General features: G+C 66.0%; 15 protein-coding genes and 1 pseudogene. 3 read left to right on the top strand and 13 right to left on the bottom strand.

From position 1 onward, the window contains the following. Positions 1-82: 82 nt before the first annotated feature. Together BN1959_RS06895 and BN1959_RS15030 are read right to left on the bottom strand one after the other, a co-directional pair. Positions 83-1,123: a TSUP family transporter gene (locus tag BN1959_RS06895; protein WP_053947956.1), complete on the bottom strand. Its 1,041-nt coding sequence runs from the start codon at positions 1,121-1,123 to the stop codon at positions 83-85. A 2-nt stretch (positions 1,124-1,125) separates the two neighbouring features. Continuing rightward, on the bottom strand, positions 1,126-1,275 hold the full coding sequence (locus BN1959_RS15030) for a DUF7512 family protein (protein ID WP_202594654.1): 150 nt from the start codon (positions 1,273-1,275) through the stop codon (positions 1,126-1,128). 334 nt (positions 1,276-1,609) lie between these two features. Between BN1959_RS15030 and BN1959_RS15400 the strand changes: the two are divergent. Then, positions 1,610-1,741 (top strand): annotated as a pseudogene (locus BN1959_RS15400) (helix-turn-helix domain-containing protein); the annotation flags it as partial. A gap of 27 nt (positions 1,742-1,768) precedes the next feature. Here BN1959_RS15400 and BN1959_RS06900 read toward each other — a convergent pair. The 5 genes from BN1959_RS06900 to BN1959_RS06920 form a co-directional block, all read right to left on the bottom strand. Next, the gene (locus tag BN1959_RS06900; protein WP_053947957.1) at positions 1,769-3,451 is read right to left on the bottom strand and encodes a formate--tetrahydrofolate ligase; all 1,683 of its coding nucleotides are present in this window, start codon (positions 3,449-3,451) and stop codon (positions 1,769-1,771) included. 62 nt (positions 3,452-3,513) lie between these two features. After that, positions 3,514-4,689 (bottom strand): inorganic phosphate transporter, encoded by a 1,176-nt coding sequence (locus BN1959_RS06905; RefSeq protein WP_053947958.1) that lies wholly within the window; start codon positions 4,687-4,689, stop codon positions 3,514-3,516. Positions 4,690-4,696: 7 nt separating this feature from the next. After that, positions 4,697-5,155, bottom strand: coding sequence for a YeeE/YedE family protein (locus BN1959_RS06910; protein ID WP_053947959.1), 459 nt, complete (start codon positions 5,153-5,155; stop codon positions 4,697-4,699). Beyond that, positions 5,152-5,709 carry a YeeE/YedE family protein gene (locus tag BN1959_RS06915; protein WP_053947960.1) on the bottom strand — a complete coding sequence of 186 codons (558 nt, stop codon included), beginning with the start codon at positions 5,707-5,709 and terminating at the stop codon, positions 5,152-5,154. Before BN1959_RS06915 ends, BN1959_RS06910 begins: the two co-directional genes overlap by 4 nt. Before the next feature lie 8 nt (positions 5,710-5,717). Further along, positions 5,718-6,911, bottom strand: a complete 1,194-nt coding sequence (locus BN1959_RS06920; protein ID WP_053947961.1) for an MBL fold metallo-hydrolase — start codon at positions 6,909-6,911, stop codon at positions 5,718-5,720. A 246-nt stretch (positions 6,912-7,157) separates the two neighbouring features. Here BN1959_RS06920 and BN1959_RS06925 point away from each other — a divergent pair, with 246 nt between their 5' ends. Both BN1959_RS06925 and BN1959_RS06930 read left to right on the top strand, forming a co-directional pair. Further along, complete coding sequence (locus BN1959_RS06925) at positions 7,158-7,403, top strand: sulfurtransferase TusA family protein (protein ID WP_053947962.1); 246 nt, start codon at positions 7,158-7,160, stop codon at positions 7,401-7,403. Positions 7,404-7,405: 2 nt separating this feature from the next. After that, positions 7,406-7,975, top strand: a complete 570-nt coding sequence (locus BN1959_RS06930) for a DsrE/DsrF/DrsH-like family protein (RefSeq protein ID WP_053947963.1) — start codon at positions 7,406-7,408, stop codon at positions 7,973-7,975. A gap of 66 nt (positions 7,976-8,041) precedes the next feature. Here the strand turns inward: BN1959_RS06930 and BN1959_RS06935 are convergent, their stop codons facing one another. From BN1959_RS06935 to BN1959_RS06960, 6 genes are all read right to left on the bottom strand, one after another. Further along, positions 8,042-9,160 (bottom strand): aminotransferase class V-fold PLP-dependent enzyme, encoded by a 1,119-nt coding sequence (locus tag BN1959_RS06935; protein ID WP_053947964.1) that lies wholly within the window; start codon positions 9,158-9,160, stop codon positions 8,042-8,044. 6 nt (positions 9,161-9,166) lie between these two features. Beyond that, the gene (locus BN1959_RS06940; RefSeq protein ID WP_237560309.1) at positions 9,167-9,505 is read right to left on the bottom strand and encodes a thioredoxin family protein; all 339 of its coding nucleotides are present in this window, start codon (positions 9,503-9,505) and stop codon (positions 9,167-9,169) included. A 122-nt stretch (positions 9,506-9,627) separates the two neighbouring features. Continuing rightward, positions 9,628-10,254: a DUF1641 domain-containing protein gene (locus BN1959_RS06945; RefSeq protein ID WP_053947965.1), complete on the bottom strand. Its 627-nt coding sequence runs from the start codon at positions 10,252-10,254 to the stop codon at positions 9,628-9,630. 2 nt (positions 10,255-10,256) lie between these two features. Next, entirely contained in the window at positions 10,257-11,402 is a 1,146-nt protein-coding gene (locus tag BN1959_RS06950) for an NAD(P)/FAD-dependent oxidoreductase (protein ID WP_053947966.1), read from the bottom strand. Continuing rightward, a complete protein-coding gene (locus tag BN1959_RS06955) occupies positions 11,399-11,635 on the bottom strand; it encodes a sulfurtransferase TusA family protein (RefSeq protein ID WP_053947967.1) in 237 nt (78 codons plus the stop codon). Before BN1959_RS06955 ends, BN1959_RS06950 begins: the two co-directional genes overlap by 4 nt. A gap of 119 nt (positions 11,636-11,754) precedes the next feature. Further along, positions 11,755-12,348 (bottom strand): class I SAM-dependent methyltransferase, encoded by a 594-nt coding sequence (locus tag BN1959_RS06960; RefSeq protein WP_053947968.1) that lies wholly within the window; start codon positions 12,346-12,348, stop codon positions 11,755-11,757. Between the last annotated feature and the right edge of the window lie 2 nt (positions 12,349-12,350).

A 12,350-nucleotide genomic window follows, 5' to 3' on the forward strand; every position in this document is an offset into this window, starting at 1 on the left:
GACGTTAAAAGACTTGTGTACGAATTGCACAAATCCACGCGTAACCGTCCGGAACCTGCGTGTGACGCCGCGAACGCAGGCGTCAGTCGGCCGCGCTCGCCGTGGGAGTTTCTTCTTCCGAGCGAAGCGCCCGGATCGAACTCACGACGACGGCGCCGGCGACGAGCGTTGCGGCGCCGAGGATCACGACCAGCGAGACGGTCTGGAGCACGGGGATGTCCATGAACGTCCCGACCTTCCGCAGGGCGACGGCGATCGCCCCCAGCAGGAGCATCACGCCGAAGTACACCTTGATCTCGTCCTCGTCGACGAGGCTGGTCGCCGCGGCGCCGATACGGGCGCCGCCGGCGCTCCCCGCGAGCAGCGGGACGACGATCGAGAGGTTCACCGCTCCGTCCATCGCGTAGAGGAAGCTGCCGATCCCACCAGAGAACACGATCTCGAACAGGTCGGTCCCGACCGCGATCGGAACGGGGACGCCGATCAGGTAGAACAGCGCGGGCATGCGGATGAAGCCGCCGCCGACGCCGAGGAACCCGGAGAGCAGCCCCGTCACGAACGCGACGAGCAGGATCATCCACAGCGAGACCTGGATCCCGCCACGGAGCTTCATCATCGGCGGGATACGGTAGGACTGGATCTTCTTCGCGATATCCGGAATGTCGTCCGCGTTGATCTCGCCGTCAGCCTCGTCGTGGTCGGGGCTGAGGCCACCGCCGTCGCCGCCTCTGACCGCAGTGTAGGTGATGAACGCGCCGATCCCGCCCAGCAGCAGGACGTAGATGACGCTCACGACCGTGTCAGCTTGGCCGATCGACTGAAGGTAGTGAAGGCCGATCTTCCCCACCTCGATCCCCCCGGTCGTGCCCGCGATCATCAGTACCCCGAGCTTGTAGTCGACCTGCCCGAGGTCACGGTGTTTCAGTGTCGCGATCACGGAGGTAGCGAACACGAACGCCAGTCCGGACGCGACTGCCACGTCAGTCTCGTACCCCATCACCATCAGCGCCGGCGTGACCAGGAACGAACCCCCCATTCCGAAGAACCCGAACAGGAGGCCGATCAGCACGCCGAAACCGGCGAACAGGGCGAGTAACGCCACCGAGACGCCCATTATCTCCATCATTAGTTACCACCGATCGCGTCGATGATCGTCGGGCCCACCAGCTGCTCCACCAGGCCGTAACCGACGTACAGGATGATTGCTTCGAGCAGTACGACACCGATGACGAGCAGGGCGCCGCTGATGCCCGTGGCACCCTCAAGCCCGAACATCGGCGGTCACCTCGTACAGTATTGTGTTTTTCATGGGATTCTGCTCGGTCGAGCCTACTCCGTTGTGGCATTTAACGGTTGTGGGATGGTAATACAATATTACTGCAATGGATGCGACGGCTAACGGATTCGGATATACGCATACGTTTTCCAAATATACGGTTCGCGGCGCCGGCGCCGAACGGGGGGCCGAAGCAGGGGCGTGAGGCTCGCGCGCGCCGGGAGAGTACCCGAGATATGTCGGCCGGGGAACGGATGCACTGGAGGCGCTAACGAGGCACATGCGCGCGGTCTACGCGCCGGACCTGCCGGCGGCGACCTCCGACCTGACAGGGAACACCTCCGGAAGGCGGAGAACAAACTGCTCACGAACGCAGGGCAGTTCCTGCGGCTGGTCATCGCGATGTCGACGGCCGACCCGTTGGGCGTCGAGAAAACCCGGGGAGCCGAACAGCCTGCCGACTGACGTTGTTCCGATAGCGAGTGGCCGGGGCTAGAACAGCCCGTGGATGGAGCCCTCCGCGTCGACGTCGATGTCGGCGGCAGCGGGGTCGGCCGGCAGTCCCGGCATCGTCAACACGTCTCCAGTCAGTGCCACCACGAACCCGGCTCCGGCTGACGGGTACAGTTCACGAACGGTGAGCGTCCAATCTTCGGGGACGCCCCGCTTTTCGGGGTCGTCAGACAGTGAACTGGGCGTCTTGGAGATACAGACCGGGGTGTCGTCGAGTCCGAGCGATTCGATACGCGCGATGTCATCACGGGCCCCCGACGTGAACTCGACATCGGCCGCGCCGTAAACCTGCGTCGCGACTGCCCGGATCTTCTCCGGAAGCGGCGTATCGAGGTCGTACGTCCGCTGGAGGTCACCCTGCCCCGCCTCGATCTGCTCTTTCACTCGTCGAGCGAGGTCAGTGCCGCCCTCACCACCGTCCGCGTGGACCGTCGAAACCGACACAGGCACCCCCCGTTGCTCACAATGATCCACGATTTCGCCGATCTCCGCACTCGTGTCGTCGGGGAACCGATTGACCGCGACGACGACCGGCAGCCCCATCGATCGGAGTACGTCGACGTGGTGATCGAGATTCGCGAACCCCGCGCGAACTCCGTCCAGCGAGTCTTCGTCGGCCCCGTCCCCCCCGTGTTTCCGTAAGGCATCGACGGTTGCCACGACGACGGTCGCGTCCGGTTCGATCCCTTCTCTCGAGACGATATTTACGAACTTTTCGGCGCCGAGGTCAGCGCCGAATCCCGCCTCAGTGACGACGTAGTCGGCGAGTCGAAGCCCCAGTTGGTCCGCCAAGATGGAGTTCGTCCCGGTGGCGATGTTGGCGAAGGGGCCACCGTGGACGAACGCGGGTGTTCCTTCGATCGTCTGGACGAGGTTCGGCCGCAACGCGTCCTTCAGCAGAGCCGTGACCGATCCGGCGGCCTCGAGATCGTCGACCGTGACCGGCGTCCCCTCGGTGTCGTAGGCGACGATGATGCGGCTGACTCGCTCACGGAGGTCCGCTACGTCCGTCGCCAAGCAGAGCACCGCCATCAACTCGGAGGCGGCAGTGATGGAGAACCCATCCGCTCTGGGTGGGCCGCTCGCTGGGCCACCGAGACCGACGACCGTCTCTCGGAGCGCGCGGTCGTTGACGTCGAGCACGCGCGGCCAGACGACCCGGTCGGGGTCGATATCGAGCTCGTTGTCGTGGTGTCGGTGGGCGTCGAGCATCGCCGAGACGAGGTTGTGCGCCGACGTCACGGCGTGGATGTCTCCCGTGAAGTGAAGGTTGATCCCCTCCATGGGGAGGACCTGACTGTACCCCCCGCCCGCGGCACCGCCCTTGATACCGAAGACGGGTCCGAGCGAGGGCTCGCGTATCGCAACGACGCTCGTCTCGCCGAGTTGGCCGAACGCCTGCCCGAGGCCGACCGTCGTGACGGTCTTCCCCGCACCACGCCTCGTCGGCGTCATCGCCGTCACGAGAACGAGGTCCCCCTGCGCTGGCTGGTCCAGCTCCCGGTGGACGGCGTCCCACGTCAGTTTCGCTACTTCGTCCCCTCGGTGTTCGAGGTCGCCCTCGTTCAGTCCCATCTCCGCACCGACCGACTCGATCGGCCGTCGCTCGACGTTTCGAGCGATGTCGGCGTCCGTGGGGAGGCTCTCCTGTTGTGAATCCATGGCTCTCCCCGACAGTAGCGTCCGGCGGGTGCTAAAACCGTGAGTCGATTCCCAGACCGTGGCTACAACAGGAGGAACGCGGCGCCGTAGGCGAGCACGAACGAGAGGACGAACGATCCCGCCCACGCCCCCACCGTCAGGAGGATCTTCCGTGCGTCGACGGCCTCGCGCCCCCCGACCGCAGCGCCGCTCCCGATGATGGCGCTGACCACGATCTCGTTGAACGAGACCGGGACGCCCAGCAACACTGCCAGCTGTGCGATCAGGAACGACGGCACGAGCGCCGAGATGGAGCGCCGCGGCCCGAGCGACGAGTAGTCCTGCGCCAGCGACTTGATCATTCGCGGCGCGCCCGTCCACGAGCCGACGAGCATCCCGAGGCCGCCGCCGACGAGCACGGCGAACGTCGAGACCATCCCGAACTCGTCGAGCAGCGGCAGCAGTGGCCCGACGGCAAGTCCGACCTGACTCCCGCCCGCGGAGAACGCGACGAGCGATCCGAGCGCGAGCAGGACGCGCCGCAGGCCACCGCGTTCGTCACGACGGATGTCCCACCAGACGACGGCCGCGACGGCCAGCGCCGCGACGCCCGTAACCCCGACCGCCGACGCGAGCCCGTCGACTGCCAGCACCTGCTGGCCGAGACTGCGGAGAGTTCCGGACCTGCCCCCCTCACCGAGGAAGCTGAACTGGACGTTCACGAGGACGGCCCCGACGAGACCGGTGAGGGCCGGTATACTGTACCGTTCGGGGACGTCGGGACGGGGAAGGAGGCTCGCGATGGTGAACGCGATGCCGCCGCCGACGAACGGCGTCAGTACCCAGACGGCGGCGATCTGTCGGTACTTCGGCCAGACCGGCGAGCCCCCGAGCGCGAGGCCGACGCCGATGACCGCGCCGGTCACGGTGAACGCGGTCGCGATCGGGTACCCCGTCCGGATGCCGATCGCCATCAGCCCTGCGCCCAACACGAGCACCAGGATGACGCCCGCGACGGGCAGACTGATGCCGCCAACGAGGCCGCTGCCGATTGCTTCAGAGACGTTCCCCCCTTGCGTGACTGCGCCGGCGAACCCGAAGATGCCCACGAAAAACGCGGCCCGCATCGTTCCGATCGCGTTCGCGCCGACGGCAGGGGCAAACGGCGTGGCACCGCTCGAGCCGGCGCCGATGACCCACGCCATGAACAGGCTGGCGAGCGCTGCACCGGCGAAGAGGGCGAAGAGAGCGGGGTCCATCTGTGTGCTAATCCGCGCCGGTCGCGGTGGTGTCACGCGCCTGGCTGCGGCTCCGCCAGTAGCCCTGCGCGTACGCGCCGAGGAACATTCCGGCCAGCGCCCAGAGGATCGTGACGTTGCCGATGCCGAGGCTCGCGTACGCGGCGCCCGGGCAGATGCCGGAGAGCCCCCAGCCGACGCCGAAGACGGCGCCGCCGATCAGAACGTTCCGGTCGAACGGCTTCAGGCGCCGCTCGTAGGGGTCGCCCGTGAGGGGCGCGGCATCTCGGATCCGTGGCAGCAGCGCGAACGCGATCCCGGAGACGATGGCGGCCCCGAACATCACGAACGGGAGGCCGAGGTCGTCGAACTGGAGGAAGTTCAGCACGACCTCCGGCCGCGCCATGTGGCTGAAGCCGAGCCCGAACCCGAAGACGATGCCGCCGATGAAGATCAGTGGCTTGAACAGCGGATGTCGGTCGCTCATGGGCTCACCCCCATCGCGGCGACGACCTGTGCCGTCCCGATCGCCACGGTCAGGAACGTCACGACGCCGACTAGCGACGTCTTCGACGCCGAGCCGACGCCACAGACGCCGTGCCCGGACGTACAGCCCTTCCCGATCCGGGTCCCGATACCGACCAGGATACCACCGCCAAACAGCCGCCACGGCTGGACGTCGGTTGTCCAGAGGGTCACACCGGCGACTTCGTACAGCTGCCCGGTCGTCCCGGGTTCGTACAGCGGGCTCGTGACCAGCCCGGACTGGAACGTCGCCGCGAACGCCAGCCCGCCGAGGATGATCCCGGCCGTGAATACGACCCGCCAGTCACGCGAGCCGACGTACTGCTGGAACCGTGACTGGTCGGAGACGTACGACAGTGTCGACTCCAGGAACGTGCTCGCCCCGGCCGGGATCCCCGTCCCGACGTAGATCAGGACGGTCCCGAGACCGACGAGCAGTCCGCCGACGGCGTACCGGCTGATCCCGTTGGGGAACAGGTCGGCGACCGTCTGGAGCAGTACTGGATCAGCTACCATCGGCGTCGTTAGTCACCCGCGAGGGAGTCTTGGCTGGCTGCGCAGTTGTTCGGGCCGAGCTCCAGCGTGAACGCCTCCTCGTCGTCGACGACGTTCTGCCCGAGGTTCGTCGCGATGATGTCCTCGTAGTTGGCCGGCCGCGGCGGCATATCCGAGAGGATGAGGTCGACGAAGTCGTCCTCGTCCATCGTGAGTGCGTCCATCTCCTCGACGAGTTCGCCGATGGGCGCGGTGTAGGTGCCGTCGGCGGCGGGCTCGGCGGCGTCGCTGAAGTGGGCGCCGCCGATCAGCGTATCGTCGGGCAGCGTCAGTACGCGCTCCTGCAGCGATTCATAGAGCATGCGCGCGGCGTCCGGTGCGCCGTCGTCGCCCTCTTCGAGGTCGGGGCGGGCAACGCTCTCGATGAACAGGCCGTCGCCGGTCGCGAGCAGGCTTCCGTCGACGAGGTAGGAGGTCATCCCGGTCGTGTGGCCGGGCGTGTAGACAGCTTCGATGGTGGCCTCGCCGACCTCGAAGGTGTCGCCGTCCGCGGCCGTGGTCAGATCGTCCCCGTAGGTGACGCCGCGGTCGACAGCTGCCTCGGGGATGACGCCCTCGACGCCCTCGGCGTCGAGATCGCGCACGCCCGAGATGTGGTCGGCGTGGATGTGGGTGTCCAGCGCGTGCTGCAGGTCGACGCCGAGGTCGTCAGCGTCGTCGAGGTAGCGGTCGGTGAACGCCCGCAGCGGGTCGATGATCGCTGCCTCCCCGTCGTCGTAGAGGAGGTAGCCGAGACAGCCCGAGGAGGGCCGCTGGTACTGCAGCAGCGTACCGGCGCCGTCGTAGCGCTCGACCTCGACGGCCTCGTAGATGCTCGCCCAGCCGTTCATGCCGTCCTCGAGGTGGTTGACGTCGTAGCCGAGCTCCGCGAGCGTGCCCGCGACGAACTCGCTGGCGCCGCCCTTCGCACACAGGACGGTCACCTCCCGGTCGTCGGGGATCTGCTCGAGGACGTCCTCGTCGACCTCGTCCTCGAGGAACTCGAAGTACGGAATGTTGATCGACGTGACGTTCTCGCCGTCGATCCGCCACTCCTCGTAGTCTGATTGCATACGCGCGTCGAGGAGCGTGACGTCCTCGCCGGCGTCGATACGGTCCTTGAGCGTTTCCGGGTTGACGGTTTCCACGTCGGCGTCCGGAGTTGGGAAGTCGTCGGCGTCCATGTTGTGCAGTCGTTCATACCGGGTGGACGTACAAAAACATTTGCATAGTAGTTCCCCAACTACACAATACTACCTCGGGGCGGAGACCAGTCTTTTCCGGTTAAAACCTGTTTCAAAGGTCTATAAGCACACTAATCGGCTGTCTCCCTATAGTTGGTTCGTTGGAGTATTTCCAAGAACCGACAATCTTTTACTCCGGTAGGGGATATTGTGCGATAGCTCCAATACAGACGGAGCAGATAACCAATGAGTGCTGAATTCGACATTACGGAGACGCTCGACGTGAAAGGCGCATCGTGTCCCATGCCAGTGGTGAAGACGAAGACGGCCATCGACGACCTCTCCGAGGGTGAAGTCCTCGAAGTGCTGGCGACCGATTCGGGGAGCATGAGCGACATCGACGGCTGGGCGTCCGGTACCGAAGGCGTGGAGCTCGTCGAGCAGGAGGAAGCCGACGACGTGTACAAGCACTACGTCCGCAAGACGGAGTAACGATGAGCACGGACACACCCGACGCGTCGGCCGACGACGCCCCCTCGCGTGCGGAACTGGCCGCCCGCGTGGACGAACTGGAGAATGCGCTCGCCGAAGCCACCGACGACGACGGGAAGAAGATGAGCATCATCGCGACGAAGGGGACGCTGGATATGGCGTACCCGCCGCTCATCCTCGCCAGCACCGCGGCCGCGTTCGGCTACGACGTGACCGTCTTCCACACGTTCTGGGGGCTGGAGATCCTCCATGAGGAGCGCTCGAAGGAGCTCAAGCTGAGCTCCGTTGGCAACCCCAACATGCCCGTTCCGAACGCCGTCGCCGCGCTCCCCGGCATGGACCGTGTAACGACGAAGATGATGGAGAAGAAGATCGCTGACAACGACACCGCCACCATCGAGGAGCTCCTCGAGACGAGCCTCGATATGGGCGTGGAGTTCCAGGCCTGTCAGATGACCATCGACCTGATGGACTACGACGAGGACGACTTCTACGACGGCGTCACCACGGGCGTCGGCGCGGCGACCGCCCTCGAAGACATGGCCGATGCCGACATCCAGCTCCTCGTCTGAACCCGACAACCGAACTCGATTCCTTTCTCGGATCGTCGCGCTGTACAGCGGAGGACGATGCTCCCGTCAGGTCCACTCCGGTTCCAGCGCGTCTAACAGCTTCTCGACCTCCCTATCACTGTTGACCGCGTGGACCGACACGCGGATCGCGTCCGGCGTCGGCAGGGCCCGAACGACGATCCCCTCCGACGCGAGTCGGTCGACCGTCGCTTCGGGGTCGTCCACGTCGATGCTTACGAGTCCTGACTCGGGATCCTGCGGACTGAGAAGCCGGTCGTCGGGGACGCCGTCGGCCAGCTTGCCGGCCAGCTCCTGAATCCGGTCGGCGATACGCTCGACGCCGACCTCGTCGATCGCCTCGATGGCCTCGGCCAGGGCGACGTGCGGTGCCGGGTTCGACGATCCGACTTCGAACCGTCGAGCGCCGGCCGCGAACTCGAAGGGATCCGCAGTCGGCGTTTCGACGCTCCGGTAGCCAACCGTGGTGGGCGCGAGAGAGTCGGCGACTCGGCGGTCGACGTAGAGGAAGCCACCGCCCCACAGTCCCAGCAGCCACTTGTGGCCTGCCGCCGCGACCGCGTCCGCACCCCACTCCTCGACGTCCATCGGGAGCTGTCCCGGCACTTGGACTGCGTCGACGAGCGTGAACGCGCCGGCTTCGTGGGCGATGTCGGCGAGCTCAGCGACGGGTAACCGGGTGCCGTGGGTCCACGTCACGGCGCTGAAACAGGCCAACTTCGCGCCGTCGACGGCCTCGGCGAAGGCGTCGAGATCGACGCGACCGTTCTCGGTTTCGACCACGCGAACCTCGACGCCCTTCTGTTTCAGGCGTTGCCACGGGAGCGTCCCGGCCGGGTGCTCGAGATCGGTCCGAACGACGATATCACCGGATTCCCAGTCGATCGCGTTCGCGACGGCGTTGATGCCCGCGGTCGTGCTCTCGGTGAGCGCGATCTCGTCGTCGGCGGCGCCGACGAAGTTGGCGACGCGCGCCCGCACACGATCGTACGTGTCGAACGCCACCTCGTAGGGATCGTTTCGACTACTCGTCTCGTACTCGTGTGACCGCACGAACTCGTCTGCGGCCTCGACGACGTACCGTGGACTCGGCCCGTGGGCGCCGAAGTTCAGATAGACGTCCTCGTGCAGGGCGGGCGTGTCGGCGCGGAGTTCTGTTGGGGTCATCTCGTGTTAGTCGCGGTACTGCGCGATCAGGTCGCGGAGCGTCTCTTCGGTCTGGCCGCCGCGAAGCTGTTTCACCGGCTGCCCGTCGACGAACAGCACGAACGTCGGGGTGCTCTGGGCGCCGAACTCGATCGCCGTCTCGAGGTTCGATTCGATGTCGATCGTCAGGATCGTCGCGTCGGTATCCGCGGCGAGCGCTTCGAGAGCCGGTTTCATTCGCTTACAGGTGCCACACCACCCCGTGTTGAACTCGGCGAGCGCGACCTGGCTGCCTCCCACGACCGTGTCGAGGTCGTCGTCACCGAGCGAAACCACGCTGTCCGTCGCCGCTGTCTGTAGTACCATCTACCGGGCCCTACGTACCGGATGGGTAATAGTCTTGCCCAAAATACACAATACAACTCTCTCCCCCGTCTATCCGTTCGTCGGCAACGAGCAAAGCCGTGACGTGAACCGGGGGCTACCCGTCAGTGTGAGTCCCCAGCGGTACGGTCACGGCCGATCGCGCCTGCAAGCGCAAGCAGGTAGCCCAGTCCGTACTGGACATCCGGATCACGCAGTCCACGAAGCAAGCCGACAGCTCCGACCTGCTCGGGAGGTTCCCGTTCGGCTTCACCCACACTTTCGAGGAGCGTTTCGATGCCGTCACGGGTGTCGTCGTCGGACGCCGACTGTGCGACCTCCCCCAATGAGGCGCCGGTACCGGCTAGCGAGGTGACCATTTCGTCGTCGAGCGCCGCGGTCGCCAGCGACCCGACCTCCGCGAGCTCGGCCAGTTCGTCGAGCGTCCCGCTCTGCTGGAGTGTGAGCACCGTGTCGAGTGCCTCCCGTAGCTCGTCGCCGTTCTCCCCGACCGTCTCGGCCAGCGCCACGGTCTCGTCGGTCGCTAGCCCGTCGGCGGACTCCGCGAGCGTGGACCCCGTGGCCGAGAGCTCGCGGACCATCTCGTCCGAGAGTGCGTTCTCGCCCAGCGAGAGCACGTCCAGCAGTTCGTTGACGGCGTCGAGATGTTCCACGAACTCGGCGACCGCCTCGGGGTTCTGCTCGATCGCCGATTCGAGGTCGGCCGGCTCGGATACCTGTTCTTCGGACATGATCAGAGCAGCCCTCGCGCGGTGAGCCAGTAGGACTCGTTGTACGCCAGCTTCGACCAGTGGAGTTTCTCTGAAGGCGGCGCGGGCGACGGCGGGTTCTCGTAGTCGAACTCGACGAACGAGGCCGCGTCCATCCCCGTCTCGATGAAACACAGCGTCTTCCCGTCGTAGGTCGCGGTCGCCGGGCGGCCCCGAATCTCGCTGGCGAGGCGCTGGCCGACGACCCCGGCTTGGTAGTGGGCGACGCTGCCCGCGTTCGGGACCCCGGTGTCGGCGGTATCGCCGAGCGCGTAGACGTTCTCGGCGGCCTCGGCCTCCAGCGTGTGCTTGTCGACGTCGACCCAGCCGTCGTCGCCGAGTCCCGCCTCCTCGATCAGGTCGACACCGGCGTGGGGCGGAATCGTCACGAGGAGGTCGTAATCGAGTTCGCTCCCCTCCATCGACGTGATGGTCTCCCCCTCCGGGTCGACCGACTCGGCGTTGAAGAACGTCTCCACCTGGATGTCTCGGTCGTCCATGATGGGACGGGCCCACTCGGCGATATGGGGGTTGCCGTGGACGCGCTGGATCGGGTACGTGTAGGTTATGTCGACGTCCTCCCGGAGGCCACGCTCCCGGAACCAGTCGTCGGCCATGAAGACGAACTCCAAGGGCGCTGCCGGACACATGTGTGGTGTCCCGATGACGCTCAACACGAGTTCGCCCTCCGTGAACTCGAGCAGTTCGTCGCGCAGGTCGGTCGCGCCCGACTCGCTGTAGTAGTCGTGACCGCCCTCGGGCAGGCCAGGGATCCGGTCGGGCTCCAGCGTCGATCCAGTCGCCAACACGAGGTGGTCGTAGTCGACTGACGAGCCGTTCCCGTCGAACTGCAGCTGCTGGGACTCGGTGTCGATGTCGCTCACGCGGTCGATCCGGAGGTCGACGGCGTCGTCGACGAGGGTTTCGAGGGCACGCCGCCCGTCGCCGGGCTCCCGCTGCCCGAACGGCACGTACAGCCAGACCGGTTTGTAAACGTGGTCGGGGCCGTCGTTGACCAGCGTGACGTGGACGTCGCCGGCGTCGAGTTCGGGTTCGAGCCGGTCGGCGAGGTCGTTCGCGAGGACGGTGCCGCCGGTCCCGGCACCGACGATGACGACGTGCTCGGTCACGCTTTCTCCACGTAGAACGCGTTGTGGTCGTCGCGCTCCTCGACCGCGAGTAGTTCGTTGCCCGCTTCCTCAGCCCACTCGGGTACGTCGGTGAGCGACTGGTCGTTGTCGCTCAACAGCCGGATCACGTCCCCCGATTCGGCGCTCCGGATCCCCCCGATGAGGTCCATGAGCGGGCCGGGGCATGCTGCGCCTCTGGCGTCGACGGTGTCGTCGGGTTCGATGTCAGTCATGGCTCTCTCACAGGTGGCAGTTGGAGCCGCCCCCTATTGTATTGTGCGTGAATTCCAAGATTGTGGGAAACAACCGGTTCGGTCCCGGGTGTTCCCCCGGAATCGGAGAATTGAGGTGTTTACCGGTCGAATACGAGCGCGTAGTGGTACGGCGGCAGCTCGACCCGCCGGTCGAGCTCGAACCCCGTGACGGGAACCACGGCAGCTTCAGTCTCCGTCGGCGTCATTCGGAGTTCCGTCGGGGGGCCCCGGGGTTCGTTCCCGACAGTCGTCGCCTCACGCGGGCGCTCGTGCCAGTTGACCACTACCAGGCTCCCCCTGGGTTCGATCATCCGGTAGGCCTGCTCGACCAACCCTGACTGATCGTCGACGCCGTGGAACGTGTTTGCTACGACGAGCGTGGTGACTGGCTCGGGGAGGAGACGAGTCAGCTTCCGGGCGTCGCCGTGGACCGGGACGACGTTCTCGATGTCCTGCTGATCAGCGAGGGCGTCGAGGTCGTCGAGTAGTGCCTGATCCAAGTCGATGGCATAGACCGGCTCAGGTTCGACAATGCGGGCGGCTGGAAGCGCGAAGTAGCCGCTCCCACAGCCGACTTCGGCCACCGACCCGTCGGGTTCGAGGCCGAGTTTCCGGAGTGTCGCGCCGGGGGTCGGCCAGAGCTTGCTCCACCAGTCCCAGTCGGGTTGGCCGGTGTTCTCGAACCGGTCCATCC

This window comes from Halolamina sediminis (genome assembly GCF_001282785.1).
In the GTDB taxonomy this organism is placed as follows: domain Archaea; phylum Halobacteriota; class Halobacteria; order Halobacteriales; family Haloferacaceae; genus Halolamina; species Halolamina sediminis.

What these genes read in the sequence shown, in the direction of transcription:
- BN1959_RS15030 (WP_202594654.1), bottom strand. Translation starts at nt 1,275, where the DNA reads ATGTTCGGGCTTGAGGGTGCCACGGGCATCAGCGGCGCCCTGCTCGTC.
- BN1959_RS06930 (WP_053947963.1), top strand. Translation starts at nt 7,406, where the DNA reads ATGAGCACGGACACACCCGACGCGTCGGCCGACGACGCCCCCTCGCGT.
- BN1959_RS06915 (WP_053947960.1), bottom strand. Translation starts at nt 5,709, where the DNA reads ATGGTAGCTGATCCAGTACTGCTCCAGACGGTCGCCGACCTGTTCCCC.
- BN1959_RS06900 (WP_053947957.1), bottom strand. Translation starts at nt 3,451, where the DNA reads ATGGATTCACAACAGGAGAGCCTCCCCACGGACGCCGACATCGCTCGA.
- BN1959_RS06895 (WP_053947956.1), bottom strand. Translation starts at nt 1,123, where the DNA reads ATGGAGATAATGGGCGTCTCGGTGGCGTTACTCGCCCTGTTCGCCGGT.
- BN1959_RS06905 (WP_053947958.1), bottom strand. Translation starts at nt 4,689, where the DNA reads ATGGACCCCGCTCTCTTCGCCCTCTTCGCCGGTGCAGCGCTCGCCAGC.
- BN1959_RS06960 (WP_053947968.1), bottom strand. Translation starts at nt 12,348, where the DNA reads ATGGACCGGTTCGAGAACACCGGCCAACCCGACTGGGACTGGTGGAGC.
- BN1959_RS06925 (WP_053947962.1), top strand. Translation starts at nt 7,158, where the DNA reads ATGAGTGCTGAATTCGACATTACGGAGACGCTCGACGTGAAAGGCGCA.
- BN1959_RS06940 (WP_237560309.1), bottom strand. Translation starts at nt 9,505, where the DNA reads ATGGTACTACAGACAGCGGCGACGGACAGCGTGGTTTCGCTCGGTGAC.
- BN1959_RS06920 (WP_053947961.1), bottom strand. Translation starts at nt 6,911, where the DNA reads ATGGACGCCGACGACTTCCCAACTCCGGACGCCGACGTGGAAACCGTC.
- BN1959_RS06935 (WP_053947964.1), bottom strand. Translation starts at nt 9,160, where the DNA reads ATGACCCCAACAGAACTCCGCGCCGACACGCCCGCCCTGCACGAGGAC.
- BN1959_RS06910 (WP_053947959.1), bottom strand. Translation starts at nt 5,155, where the DNA reads ATGAGCGACCGACATCCGCTGTTCAAGCCACTGATCTTCATCGGCGGC.
- BN1959_RS06955 (WP_053947967.1), bottom strand. Translation starts at nt 11,635, where the DNA reads ATGACTGACATCGAACCCGACGACACCGTCGACGCCAGAGGCGCAGCA.
- BN1959_RS06945 (WP_053947965.1), bottom strand. Translation starts at nt 10,254, where the DNA reads ATGTCCGAAGAACAGGTATCCGAGCCGGCCGACCTCGAATCGGCGATC.